Annotated in this window: 16 protein-coding genes; 8 read left to right on the forward strand and 8 right to left on the reverse strand. The window is 36.2% G+C overall.

All coding sequences use genetic code 11. From position 1 onward, the window contains the following. Positions 1-162 precede the first annotated feature (162 nt). Both NST81_RS17490 and NST81_RS17495 read right to left on the reverse strand, forming a co-directional pair. Positions 163-339: an antitoxin VbhA family protein gene (locus tag NST81_RS17490; protein ID WP_169799179.1), complete on the reverse strand. Its 177-nt coding sequence runs from the start codon at positions 337-339 to the stop codon at positions 163-165. 191 nt (positions 340-530) lie between these two features. Beyond that, positions 531-1,079 (reverse strand): MerR family transcriptional regulator, encoded by a 549-nt coding sequence (locus NST81_RS17495; protein WP_048624570.1) that lies wholly within the window; start codon positions 1,077-1,079, stop codon positions 531-533. A 339-nt stretch (positions 1,080-1,418) separates the two neighbouring features. Here NST81_RS17495 and NST81_RS17500 point away from each other — a divergent pair, with 339 nt between their 5' ends. The 6 genes from NST81_RS17500 (at position 1,419) to NST81_RS17525 (ending at position 4,851) form a co-directional block, all read left to right on the forward strand. Further along, on the forward strand, positions 1,419-1,826 hold the full coding sequence (locus NST81_RS17500; protein WP_341030555.1) for a hypothetical protein: 408 nt from the start codon (positions 1,419-1,421) through the stop codon (positions 1,824-1,826). 27 nt (positions 1,827-1,853) lie between these two features. Further along, positions 1,854-2,252, forward strand: coding sequence for a hypothetical protein (locus tag NST81_RS17505; protein ID WP_341030556.1), 399 nt, complete (start codon positions 1,854-1,856; stop codon positions 2,250-2,252). Between the two features lie 213 nt (positions 2,253-2,465). Further along, entirely contained in the window at positions 2,466-2,732 is a 267-nt protein-coding gene (locus tag NST81_RS17510) for a hypothetical protein (protein ID WP_061578784.1), read from the forward strand. A gap of 251 nt (positions 2,733-2,983) precedes the next feature. Beyond that, complete coding sequence (lepB, locus tag NST81_RS17515) at positions 2,984-3,541, forward strand: signal peptidase I (protein WP_341030558.1); 558 nt, start codon at positions 2,984-2,986, stop codon at positions 3,539-3,541. Between the two features lie 372 nt (positions 3,542-3,913). Further along, complete coding sequence (locus NST81_RS17520) at positions 3,914-4,357, forward strand: JAB domain-containing protein (RefSeq protein ID WP_341030559.1); 444 nt, start codon at positions 3,914-3,916, stop codon at positions 4,355-4,357. Positions 4,358-4,578: 221 nt separating this feature from the next. Beyond that, the gene (locus NST81_RS17525) at positions 4,579-4,851 is read left to right on the forward strand and encodes a hypothetical protein (RefSeq protein ID WP_341030560.1); all 273 of its coding nucleotides are present in this window, start codon (positions 4,579-4,581) and stop codon (positions 4,849-4,851) included. A 270-nt stretch (positions 4,852-5,121) separates the two neighbouring features. Here NST81_RS17525 and NST81_RS17530 read toward each other — a convergent pair whose 3' ends face one another. From NST81_RS17530 to NST81_RS17545, 4 genes are all read right to left on the reverse strand, one after another. Continuing rightward, positions 5,122-5,670, reverse strand: coding sequence for a MerR family transcriptional regulator (locus NST81_RS17530; RefSeq protein WP_341030561.1), 549 nt, complete (start codon positions 5,668-5,670; stop codon positions 5,122-5,124). Positions 5,671-5,800: 130 nt separating this feature from the next. Next, positions 5,801-6,061: a hypothetical protein gene (locus NST81_RS17535; protein WP_341030562.1), complete on the reverse strand. Its 261-nt coding sequence runs from the start codon at positions 6,059-6,061 to the stop codon at positions 5,801-5,803. Between the two features lie 28 nt (positions 6,062-6,089). Beyond that, positions 6,090-6,998 (reverse strand): hypothetical protein, encoded by a 909-nt coding sequence (locus NST81_RS17540; protein ID WP_341030563.1) that lies wholly within the window; start codon positions 6,996-6,998, stop codon positions 6,090-6,092. 506 nt (positions 6,999-7,504) lie between these two features. Next, the gene (locus NST81_RS17545; RefSeq protein ID WP_048624567.1) at positions 7,505-7,762 is read right to left on the reverse strand and encodes a hypothetical protein; all 258 of its coding nucleotides are present in this window, start codon (positions 7,760-7,762) and stop codon (positions 7,505-7,507) included. Between the two features lie 81 nt (positions 7,763-7,843). Here NST81_RS17545 and NST81_RS17550 point away from each other — a divergent pair, with 81 nt between their 5' ends. Next, positions 7,844-8,305: a hypothetical protein gene (locus tag NST81_RS17550; RefSeq protein WP_341030564.1), complete on the forward strand. Its 462-nt coding sequence runs from the start codon at positions 7,844-7,846 to the stop codon at positions 8,303-8,305. A 1,314-nt stretch (positions 8,306-9,619) separates the two neighbouring features. On the opposite strand, the gene NST81_RS17555 is transcribed toward NST81_RS17550, so the two are convergent. Further along, a complete protein-coding gene (locus NST81_RS17555; RefSeq protein WP_003352727.1) occupies positions 9,620-9,949 on the reverse strand; it encodes a type II toxin-antitoxin system PemK/MazF family toxin in 330 nt (109 codons plus the stop codon). After that, on the reverse strand, positions 9,946-10,185 hold the full coding sequence (locus NST81_RS17560; RefSeq protein WP_081473003.1) for an AbrB/MazE/SpoVT family DNA-binding domain-containing protein: 240 nt from the start codon (positions 10,183-10,185) through the stop codon (positions 9,946-9,948). The genes NST81_RS17555 and NST81_RS17560 overlap by 4 nt, the downstream gene beginning before the upstream one ends. A gap of 280 nt (positions 10,186-10,465) precedes the next feature. On the opposite strand from NST81_RS17560, the gene NST81_RS17565 reads away from it, so the two are divergent. Beyond that, on the forward strand, positions 10,466-11,041 hold the full coding sequence (locus NST81_RS17565) for a tyrosine-type recombinase/integrase (protein WP_341030565.1): 576 nt from the start codon (positions 10,466-10,468) through the stop codon (positions 11,039-11,041). Positions 11,042-11,467: the final 426 nt, after the last annotated feature.

Consider the following 11,467-nt stretch of genomic DNA (forward strand, 5'->3'; position numbering starts at 1 on the left):
ATTTCGCGATACAATTGTAATCGTGTATAATACGGATACGATCTTCAAGGGGGGATCGGCTTTAGGACGGATAATCCACCCTTTGGCCTAACAACTCAAGGGTGGATTATTTTTTTGGTTAAAAGACAGTATTGAAACAGAGGCCCAGGGCAGCATACCGATTCACTGTTTCCCTGCCAACCTAGCTGCTTCACGTTTAAACTGATCAAAAGAAATCTCTCCTGCTGCTTTTGCAATGACTAGATCCTCAATTTCTTTCGTTACTTTTAAGCCTTCGATTTCAAGTGAAGCTTTTACAGACGAAAATTTCTTTTGTAACGTTTCCTTTGAATATTTCATGAATCTTCGCTCCCTTCTAACCACTGAGCAAGAATTAACAATTTTTAGTAGCAGATCTCCAAAACTCACCACAAAATGAAGCCGAATTTTGCATTTAACAAGACACTTATACGTATAACGAAAGATAAATTTGTCTCAGAGCCCCATAGTGCACAATTTTCGAGGGTCGATACACTTTTTTATCGGCCTTCTTATTTTTCTTTCCCTTTTTTGGAAAACAAACGTGAAAAAAAACTTTTTTGTGTCTCTTTTTCTGTTATGGCTGCTTCAATTCTAGCTTGTCTAATTTCTAAAGATTGAGTCAAGGACTCCATGAGTTGTCGATCACGTTTCTCCAATGACTCTTTGATGTATCGGCTTTGTTCGTCTAACTTTTTTAATAGCATTTCATTGAATTTCTTTTGTTCTTCCAGTGCTTTTTTGATCTCTTCAACATCCTCACTGGTTGCCAATGTTGGTGTGTTTGTAACTTTCTCACTTGTTTCTCGTTGTTCATCATGGTTAATCACCAAAGGAAACTCATTGGCTAAGATGTTGCGGATCTCATTTGTATCTTTTCCCTCATCATAAAGTTGCTTTATCCTTTTGAGGATGTTTACAGCTTCAGCTTCATATTTTTTTAATCGACTTCCACCTTTAACCACGAAGAACAATTCAAAATTAGCCAAATAGCGCCTACAAGTTGAATTCGGAATACCTGCCTGCTCTGCCAATTCTGCAATTGTTAGATATTCACTCATTAATAATCACCATCTATCATTGAATATTTCAGATAATCACTCATCATTATTCGTTACTTGCTTATCAATGATTATAAACCATATTATTATCGCTCATCACTTCAGAAAATAGAGCCAGACAGGAAAATCCAATCGTCTTTAAGTAACTATTTTTAGTTAAATTATAAATTTTATCGAATACTTGGTAGTGTTATAATGTAAAAAAACAATTTTAGGAATAAAAGGGGATTATATGAAAGCCGATTTAGGTATTCTTTTTAATATGGTAAATTTTTCATTTTAATGGTACTATTTTCTATGAAATTCTTAAAACAATAAATTAGAAAGGTGGTAGGTAAAATGAAGAAACTGATTTTATCAGCAGGTCTATCTACGGCAATCCTAATGGGGGGTATGGGATCGGCTTTTGCTGCAGAACAACCAACTAATTCTCCGGATGGTGGACTTGGCAGTGTTCTCGGAGCTGTAAATCAATTAGTTGGTAGTTCTAAAGTAGATGTTCAGAGTGGCGCTTCCTTGAAGGTAGATAATGTAACTGTGACAGCAAAAGCAGTGAACTCGACTGAACAATCTGGATTAACTGGATTAATCAGCGGTGGAGTTTTAGGTGGAACTAGCGGAACCTCTGCTTCGGTATCTTATGCAGGGTATTCAGCTAGTACCTCGGCAAATGGTAGCTGGGGTCTTGCATCTTCCGTTCAATCTATTGGTGGGTTATTGAACAGTCTAGGTCAAGCATTAAAATAAAATTCTAGAAAAGGAAGGGGAATTATAATGAAAAAGTTGATCAAAACAGTTGGAATTTCGGCAATGTTAATGGCTGGTAGTTTAGTAGCTGGTAATGCGGCTCCAGCTTCCGCAGCAGGTCTTGATGATGTACTGGGATCGGTTAATAGTTTAGTAGGAAAGACAAATGTATCTAGTGGTAGTGTAGTTAGTGCTACCGGCCCTAATTTTGAAATTCAAGCTGGTTCCACTTATACGGTTAATCAAGATGGCGTTACGGGTCTTTTAGGAGGAGTTCTTGGTGGCACATACAACACCAATGCGAACCTAAGTGGTCCGAACGGATTGTCTGCATCAGCTTCCACCAACGGTGGCTATGGTTTAGCTTCTTCCGTTCAGTCTCTGACTAATGGGTTAGGCGGTCTGCTTGGTGGACTCTTGAAATAACTTTTACAATTGTTTTCTGCAACTAAAAATTTAAGCGAAATCTGACCTGTTTTGTTTCCAATTTAGTGCTTAATTTTTATCCTGCATTTTGCTAAAGTTTTATTTTGCATTAAACATTACAATAAGGTAGGTCAGAGATTGATCTCTGGCCTTTTTTGCGATGATCATTCTAGTATTTACAATATTATGTATATTTACTGAGGAGGGATATTGATGAAAGGAGCGGGAGCGCTTTTGATATTACCATTTTTATCCCCTTTATTCGGATATACTGATCATATTGAACTACCAGTAATACAAGGTCAGGCATCTGTATCTATTTCGAGCCCAACTGAATCGTATTACCAAAGCAGTCCCATTCAACAACTTGCTCCTCAAACTTTTGGAGCATCTGTTGAAAAGTCCGTCACGCTGCCATCAGGATTAAATATTTCTGCTAGTTCTTCTTCTACAGTCATAGTACCAGAGTTTACAAAATAATGAGGAGCAAGGAGTTAGCTAAGGGACTCGGATTGTCAGTAGGCTGGAACGGAAAAACGAGGACATAACCTATCTTAAGTTTGCTAACGTAGAATAATTTTCTGGTTTTTTAGATTTAAAGATTAGGTTATTATTCCCCGAGTTCGACAGTCACTAGGCAAACCAAGCACCCATAAACCTGGGTAGATCAGAGATTATGGGTGTTTTTGTGTGGTTTATGTGTGATCTAGGAGTTAAGGGTGATAATGATAATGGAGAAAAAGAAAAGTGAGTTTTGGGGATGGATGAAGGCGATCATTATTGCGATTTTATTAGCTGCTTTTGTTCGGCACTTCATATTTGCGCCGTTTATAGTAGAAGGAGAATCCATGATGCCTACACTACACGATCAAGATCGTATGATTGTAAACAAAATAAAATATTCTTTTGTAAAACCGAAAAGGTTTGATATTATTGTATTCCATACAAAAGAAAAAAAGGATTACATAAAACGCATAATTGGGTTACCTGGAGATCGCATCGAGTATAAAAATGATATTTTATATATAAACGGGAAAGCTTATAAAGAACCTTATCTAGATGAATACAAAAAACAAAACAAGTTTGGTAGCCCCCTTACGGAATCGTTTACTCTAAAGGACACTCCAATCGGTAGAAACACTGTTCCTGAAGGCTATTTATTTGTAATGGGGGATAATAGAAGACATAGTAAAGACAGTCGTCATATTGGGGCCATTCCAATGGATGATGTTGTTGGCCAGGCAAACATAATTTGTTGGCCTTTTAAACATATCCGAATAATAAAATAAGCATTTCAAAAAGGTTTTACGACTTTTCAGTGAAACAACTGAAAAGTACCCAATAAATTTATTTTAAAATCAAAAGGCAACAAACCAAAAATACGTTTTATTTTTTTACCTCCTTCCCAAGGACACTCCTTCCTTTGCCTCACCTCATTGTAATTTTTTGTTTGTTAGACGCGTAAAGGGTCTGCGCTCTTCGGACATCTTGGGAAAGCCAAGTCGGCTAACCAAACCTAAAGGTTTGCTAAGTCATTGGGCTTTCCGCAAGCTGTCAACGAATCGCTTGATACTCCGTATGCTTCACTTCGTTCCGCACCCTTCTACCCGCCTTTGCACAAAAATTCCTCCTTTCTCAAACAAAGAAAGGAGATGTCCTACATGAAGAAGATCCTTGAAATAGTTCGAATCAAACAAATTGTCACAGAAACATCAGAAGAAAGAAAAGTAATCCGTTGTCCGGAGGATGCAGCAAAAGTGGCAGCACACTTCATCGGCGACGACGACAGAGAAGTGTTCTTAGTCATGTGCCTCAATACCAAAAACGAAGTCGTTGCCGTTCATCGCTGCCATATCGGGTCTCTCAATGCTTCAATTGTTCATCCAAGAGAAGTATTTAAGGCAGCAATCCTCAATAACTCAGCTAGCATCATCGTCGCACATCAGCATCCAAGTGGTGACGTCACTCCATCGAGAGAGGATGTTGAAATGACAAAACGGCTTGCAGAAGCCGGAAGGATACTAGGGATTGAAGTTCTCGATAAAAAATATTGTCCTTATCATTACAGGAATCTTGGCAAGCATAAATGTCTATGTTTAGTGTAATCAAAAAGTTTGAAAGATTCAATAACGCCAGTAGCAAAGGTGATCTGATGAAGATCAATGAGATAGATCTAGACTTTGTTAAAGGTTATTTGCGCGTAGATCATAATGAAGACTATGATGAATGATGAATAGGAACAAATTACAATCCAAAACTTTATGTAAAGAGTGCTGGTTATTATCAACACCTTATTTTATAATCCTAGCTAGGAGGATTAAATAAAATGAGCGATGAAAAAGAACAACTAACATTACTTATTCAAGAAAGCTTTAAAAATCTTTATCAGTACCTAGATTTAAAGTTTAAAGAAGTGGATGCAAATTTTGAAGCAGTAAATTCTAGATTGGAAAAGCTTGAAGCAAACAGTAATGAAGATGTTGTAGCATTATTAAAACAAATCCAAAAGAACACAAAAGGTTTAAGCACAGATATTGAGTATTTAGCAGAAAAAGTTGGTAAGCACGAAATGATTTTAAATAGGATACAACATAATTAAGGGTGCTTTTTATATGGGCTTGGTTGGTTAGGCGGAAAAGATAGCCGCCTACCCCTGCGGAAAAAATGATCTGCCGTCCGGCGATACCGAGTGGCCAACAATTCTCTCACACCGTCCCAAAACTCCGTTTTGCGTTGAAGTTTTGTTCCCAAAATGAAGCCGAATTTTGCATTTAGCAATATAATTACACATAAAACGAAAGATAATTTCGCCAGAAAGCCCCATATTGCACAATTTTTTAGGTCGTCACAGATTTTTGTGGCGACCCACTTATTTTTTTTGCCCTTTTTTCGAAAAAAGTCGTGCAAAAAATCCTTTTGGCTGCTCTTTCTCTGCTGCCGCAGCTTCGATTCTAGCTTGTCTAATTTCCAAAGCTTGATTCAACGATTCCATGAGTTGACGATCTCGTTTCTCCAATGACTCTTTGATGTATCGGTTTTGCTCATCTAGCTTTTTTAATAGCATTTCGTTGAATTTCTTCTGCTCTTCCAGTGCTTTTTTTATCTCTTCAACATCTTCACTGGTTGCTAATGTTGGTGTATTTGCAACTTTCTCACTTGTTTCTCGTTGATCATCATGGTTAATCACCAAAGGAAACTCATTAGCTAAAATGTTGCGGATCTCGTTCGTGTCTTTTCCCTCGTCATAAAGTTGCTTTATTCTTTTGAGAACGTTCACAGCTTCGACTTCATATTTTTTTAATCGACTGCCACCTTTAACCACGAAGAACGCTTCAAAATTAGCCAAATAACGCCTACAAGTAGAATTCGGAATGCCTGCCTGTTCTGCCAATTCTGCAATCGTCAGATATTCGCTCATCAATAATCACCGTCTATCATTAAATATTTTAGATAGTCACTCACCATTATTTATTTATTACTTACTCATCAATGATTATAAAACAAATGATCACTGTTCATCGCGCTAGTGGGCAGGGAATTTTTAACATTTAACCTTGATATGTATCTAACTTATCCGCGATCATCAACAATTCCTTTTTCAATTGGACATTCTTTTCTACTGGAACGAAAATGGTTCTTTCTTCGTCAAAAAGGTTAAGTGGCTCATCATCATGAATCAATCTGGCCAATGAGCGCAATCCATCAGCTTTGTAAAATCCATTCACCACAAATCCAGCAATACTTTTTATAAAAAACCGATCCTCGTCAATATAACCGTCAATGATTTCTAAGTTATCAATAAAAGACATTCTGGTACCCCTTTAAAGTTTATTTAGATCACTGTTCCAACCAATTATAAAAAACTGTTTGTGGTTGTGGCTGAAATTGAGGTTGTTGTTGTTTCTTTTTCGCTGCCATTTCCTTTTTACCTTTTTTCAGTTGTTTTTTACGAAAATCTTTAACGTATTTTTCAATATCAGCAAAAGTGCTGTTTAAAAACAGAATAGGATTTTTAATAGGTTCTGGAAACTCTAAAAGCTGATTTATACCGACGGCAAATTCGATAAAGTTATAAAACTCTGTATTAGCTTCAATCCAATTTATTACCGTTTGTAAATCAATTCCCTTTTCCTTGAATTCTTCTGAACGTCCTTCTATGTAATCTTTTAATTCTTCTTCAATTTCAGCCCCTTTTATTAAGTCTCTCTCTCTAATCTTATTAGTATTATTAATCTTAGTATTATTTAATTTAGTATTATTTGGTGACCATTTTGGCGATCCTTGCTTATCCATTTTGGTTACTCTTGGTTGACCATTTTGGGTAAGCTGATAACCATGCGATTTTTCGGCTCTTTTTTCGTCAGAAACGTTGATTTCATCAGGTTGACCATTTTGGTTATCCTTGCTTGACCACAAACCTAATACTTCAAAAATTTTGTCTGTTATACGGTAATGGATTTTAGCTGGCAATCCTTTTAACTCTTTTTCGATAAGTCCCATTTTTACCAATTCATTTACTTTTCTTCTAACAGTGTTTTTTGGAATAGTTGTATTTTCTACAAGATTGTCATCCGTACAGAAAAACCATTCGCCATCTGTTAGTTCTCCACGATTTGCCCAATATTTATACAAGCTCACAAGTTCGCTGTATACGACTGCTTCCGTCAATCCGATAGCTTTTGCTAAACGTTTATTTACAACAATAGATCCGTCTGAACGAAGCAAATCAATAATGACATCTTTCATTGTTTTTATCTCCCTTTCCTTAGACAAAACAAAAAGGCGTATTCTACCCCGTTACCGATCACAGAAAGGGATAAAATACACCTTTGAAGTCCAAAAAAGGGAAATTTTATAGTTGAAAATTTTTATGTAATCCATTTATAATGGACTTAACGATAAAGGTTTGTATTTTATCCCTGTTTTCTGTGGTGGTTAACAGGGCAGGTTGTTCGGAGTGGTGGCCGAACAGCCTTTTTATTTTGTCTTTTTTATTTTTTATTTACTGATCAATATTTTAACTCCAAAAACACCAAAATTCTAGTCATTTTCCCAATCTTCAGCAATGTTGGATAGAATTTATAAAATACATCTTTTATAACCGATTTGCTCAACCTCACTCATAGAATAGCCAAATTTGGCTCATTTTGGCTTTCTAAGCGTGCTTAAATAGTTTCCTAATGGTTTTTATCTAGTAAATTAATTTTGGCTTAAAAATAAGCAAAAAAGATAATCTTCAAGATTATCTTTTTTTATCTCAAAAAGATTGCTCCAAGCCATAAAAGGATTATGGCGAAAACATCAATAATGGTATCTTTCTTTTTTTTGGTTATGATGGAAACAATCAAGTCTACTATTACCACTAATGACAATAAAATTAGTGGAATTGAGGTACTTACTTTTAATACTCCGCATATCACAATAATGAGAGCATAAACAATCCCCATATTAAAATTTTGGTATTTTTTTAAAAATTTATTTTGTTTTATATTTTTATCCAATTTATCCATTTTTTCACAACTCTTCCCCTGAATTATGTTAATATTGTTGATGTAATATTAGCATAATTTCGAAAAAGGAGGGGAGAAAAAATGGTTGAGGCTAAAAATTCAGTCTTAAAAAAGGCAGCTTTAATCTTATTTGCTTCATTTGTTTCTTTGGGAGTAATCCTGCCTGCAAGCAATGCTAAAGCAGACATTCCAACATATTATCCAGTTCCAGAGCCATCGGGAGGATGGAAACTCGATAAAGTAATGTATTACCAGACGCCTAACACTAGCAATGCCTATGCTTTTGCTGCAGGAGTAGCAGGTTACATTGCCGGAAACTTAAAAGGAAAAGGAACTGCTGCCCTAGCAAGTGGACTAGTATCTTTATGGAGTTCCAAAATCAAAGGAAAAACCGCCTATATTACCGCAAAATGTTACTACAAGGAAAACTCTTATATCAGACGTACAAAAGTTGTTTACACCTTATATTCTGATAAAAAGCGAACCAAAAAAATAAAAACAACTAGCAGAGAAAGCTACTTCATCAAGAAAGTTAAACGTTAATTCAATTAATCAATTCATGATTAAAATTTTTTGAATTAACCGAATATTATAATTTTTAGTAAAAAGATGGTCAGAAATTAAAAGACTATCCTTTTTGCTTTCTTCAACAAAAAAGATAGTCATCTAAATAACTATCTTTTCATTCTGTTCAAAATCTCTGATGGATTGACCATGAATTGGTTCGCTGCTTTATTAACTGCTTCAACTTGGCTAAATAACCCAAAAATAAGAAAAAAATGAACATCCTCTGTTTCTACTACAAGAAAGTTAATGAGCTGTTCGATGATAAAAATAAGTTCTATTAGGTTGGCAGGGCAACAGTGAAACAGTATGCTGCCCTGGACCTCTGTTTCAATACTGTCATTTCACAAAAAATAATCCACCCTTGAGTTTAACGGCTGATGGGTGGATTATTCTACCTAACTAACAGGCCGATCCCCCTTGAAGATCGTGTCCGTATTATACACGATTACAATTGTGCCACAAAATAAATAAATTATTCAGAAATACCTGTAATTTTTCGCGGCAGAAAAGTGCAAGAGCATAAGGAGTTTTTGCCCCCACCGAAGGTGTGGGATCAGGCAGTGCCTGATAAAACGATGGGTACATAAAAAAGGCGATTCGCCCACAAAAAGTCCACTAAAGTCCCACGAATAGCCCACTAAAATCCCACAAATGGTCCACGCTTATCCCACGTTTGTCCCACTTTTTTTGCTATGAATCTAAGAATAATTTTCCTGCAATAGGCTCCTTACATAACGTCAGAGAGTGGCGCTTTTTTAAATTTATGAAAAAAATCGTCTTATGCTCTTAAAAAGAAACAATTCAGCTACTAAAGTATTTGAAATTGAATTTAAAGAAGAGAATACCCTACCTTTTTTCTTTTGGTCTAGTAAAATGCTCTACACAAAATTTTATACATCATCAAATGTTTCTCTTTGTATGCTTGTCGATGTTGTAAAACTCCAGTATGTTATTCCACTAAAGGGCCATATTGTTGAGGAAGAGCAGCAATTAACCATGTATTAGAAGGTAAATGAGTTTAGGGTTAAATCGGTCCGAAAAATGCACTTTTTCGGACCGGGTTTTTGAGGTGTTTTATAGATGACATTCGCCATCATGCTATTTTATGATCATTTTTTGTAAAGCCTGTTTATGTGTCTCATCAACGAGTGGCAGCATCTTTTTCAGCTTTAACTTTTTTTCCTCTGTAAGGCTATTGAGAGAAGCTCACATCTTTTCGACTAGCTCCGGTGTTAAATAATTACTTTCATTCATTCGGATCAACTCCATTATTTGATGCTTTTTATCTTTTTACAAAAAAGTATGTATTTTGTTCAAACACTCAGTTACAATTTCGGGTGGTGCTTGATCCTTAATTTGAATCTTTCTGGATACCCAATCTAAACTTTTAACTTGATCAGTCAAAATAGCTCCCTGAATGGCTAAACCTTCTGGGAGCTCTACTTCAAAAGGCCAACCCTTTACTGTGTTTGTAATTGGACAAATAAGTGCAAATCGTGTTATTTCATTAAATTCTTTCGGGGACAATACAATACCTGGGCGACGTCCTGCTTGTTCGTGTCCAGATTGTGGGTTGAAATTTAGATAAACCAAATCCCCACGGTCTGGTGCTTGGGTCAAATTAATTCATTCCCTTCAATACCAAAATCAATTTCCTTATGACGATTTTCCGGCTTTGCTTGCTTTAAAAGTTCTTCTAACGTGTATTTCTTCTGTTTTGGAACTAATGTGATTTTCTTATCATCTATAACTCTTAACTCGATTTCGGAGCCTTGATGAATCGCAACTCGCTCAGCAACATCTTTAGGGATACGAACTGCAAGACTATTTCCCCACTTTTGAACAGTTGTTGCCATTGCCATAGTTTCCACCCCTTCTCCTTTATTGGAATTCAATTATACCACCTTCCGTCATTTAAGTATATACAAAGTATATACATTTTCGCAAAAAATGATACGTATCAAGTTCCCTAACTTTCCCCTACCTTTTTCAGTTTTGAACAAATGTACGAATTTGTATAAAATCATACATTCATTTTCGCTTATTCTCTTGTCTTTTCCCTTTTTCTTCGATAGGATTGAGATATCCTACAAAATCGTACATTCAAATCGTTGATTTTTAAGGGAAGGAGAAAAGATGACGGCACCAAAAAATGTGCAGCCAATCCGTAGTCAGCAGCAATTAGACGATATGAAATGGGCGTTAAAACGCCACTGTTTGCCCCGAGATTACATTTTATTTGTGTTAGGGTGTGAAACAGGCCTACGGGTTGGAGACCTGCTTAAAATCAAAACGGAAGCGATTCTGAAGCTGAAAAACAAAAAAGAGAAGGTTTTACGAGTAAAAGAAGGGAAAACCCAAAAAATCCGAGATATTTATATTGGCCATTGTTTTGAGGAAGTGTATCAATACGCGGCTGGATTAGACAGTGAGTGGCTCTTTCCATCCAGAAAAGGAAATCGACCGATTACACCGACACAGGCTTATCGTCAGCTGAAAAAGGCGGCTGATTTTGCCGGGGTGGAGCATGTCGGCAATCATACGCTCAGAAAAACATTTGGCTATTGGTTTTATAAAGCCACGAAGGATATTGCCATGTTGCAAGAAATTTTGAACCATTCTCATCCTTCTGTTACTCTCCGGTATATCGGGATCACAGAAGAAGAAACACAAAATGTCTTGAAACATTTTAGCGTGTTTCAGGGTCAATAAAAAAATTGGGCTGTTTATACAGCCCAAAAACTCTATTCAACTATTCCAGAGTAGCTCATATCTTACTCCCTACGGGTCCTATTGCGCGCAATATTATTCGAAACATTCGAACCTTATTGAATACCTGCATGTAAGGTATGTAAATGGGCACTCTCATTTTTTTCAGTGAAAAATCATACAAAAGTTTTCCACTTTTCCTCCCACTAATGTTTAAAATGCAAAAAAAGCATATAGAAACTATATAGAATGATATATAGAGTTCATATAGAAACCATATAGAAACTATATAGAAAACTCACTTTTTTTGACCCCATCGTTTTATCAGGCACTGCCTGATCCCACACCTTCGGTGGGGGCAAAAACTCCTTATGCTCTTGCATTTTTCTACCACGCTGAAATCTCAGATATTTCAGAATATTTTTATCA

It is taken from the genome of Bacillus sp. FSL W8-0223, from assembly GCF_038006805.1.
Lineage (GTDB): Bacteria > Bacillota > Bacilli > Bacillales > DSM-4216 > Bacillus_O > Bacillus_O smithii.